Origin of the sequence: Paraburkholderia sp. RL18-085-BIA-A (genome assembly GCF_046027075.1) — a bacterium.
Classification (GTDB): domain Bacteria; phylum Pseudomonadota; class Gammaproteobacteria; order Burkholderiales; family Burkholderiaceae; genus Paraburkholderia.
Genome location: NZ_JARESU010000461.1, coordinates 1 through 1,125, shown reverse-complemented (window position 1 = coordinate 1,125; position 1,125 = coordinate 1). Strand labels below are relative to the sequence as shown.

Annotated in this window: 1 protein-coding gene; it reads right to left on the bottom strand. The window is 61.3% G+C overall.

Going from position 1 to position 1,125, the window contains the following annotated elements; all coding sequences use genetic code 11:
• A partial coding sequence (locus tag P0D89_RS53225) for a heavy metal translocating P-type ATPase (protein ID WP_408379679.1) occupies window positions 1–1,124 on the bottom strand: 1,124 nt, incomplete at its 3' end.
• Window position 1,125: the final 1 nt, after the last annotated feature.

Here is a 1,125-nt window from a genome sequence, read left to right as displayed (position 1 = left end):
ACAAGTACCGCGACCGCGTTCAGCACTGCGATTTCGGCACTTCCACTCACAGCGAGCCAGCCGAAGAAGGTCAGCAATGCAATGCCCAATATAGCCGGCACAAATACCGCACTGACCTTGTCCACCAAACGCTGAATCGGCGCCTTCTCGGCCTGTGCGGACTCGACCAGCCGAATAATGCGCGACAACATCGTGTCCGCGCCGAGGGCCGTCGTCCGCACAACAAGGTAGCCATGCGCCACGATTGAGCCGGTGACGACCGCGTCGCCTGCGCCCTTGGACACCGGCAAGCTCTCACCCGTGATGAGCGACTCGTCAATATCGCTTTGGCCTTCCAGAATCACGCCGTCGACTGGAATTCGCTCGCCAGGACGAACCACCACGCTGTCATCTACTCTTACCTGGGACAGTGGAATGTCCTTTTCTTCGCCGTTTGCGCGCACGCGCGCCGTTTCGGGCCGCAGAGCATTCAGCGCCCGTATGGCCTCGGCCGTCTTAAGTTTCGCACGCACTTCCAGCCATTTGCCGAAACGCACCAGCGTAATGACGATGGCGGCTGACTCGAAGTACAGGTGGCCCGTTTCGCCCGGGTGAGCCATCAGTTCATACACGCTCAGCCCGTACGCAGCAGTAGTCCCGAGCGCAACCAGCAAATCCATGTTGCCGGCTCTCGCCAGAACCGCCTTGTATGCAGCCTTGTAGAACCGCCCACCGAAGGCAAACTGCACCATTGTCGCGAGCACGAGTTGAACGGACGGTGGCAGCATCACGTGCAGACTGAACCACTGGGCGGCCATCGGCACGGCCAGCGGCAACGTGAGCAGCGCGCAGACTAAAACTGCCAGCATCTCGCTATCTCGCCGGGGCAACGGCGCTTGCTTCGCTTCGTCGGTGTGCAACGATGCCTCATAGCCCGCTTTCGAGACGGCGGCGACGAGCGCATCCTCTCTAACTCCAAAGCCGCGCACCGTTGCGGTCTCTGTTGCGAGGTTCACGACGGCGTCAGTCACGCCGGCTACCCGGAGCAGCGCCTTTTCGACGCGCGAAACGCAGGATGCGCATGTCATGCCGCCCACGTTAAGCGAGGTCGACGACTGTGGCACTTCGTAGCCGGCGCGTTTCACA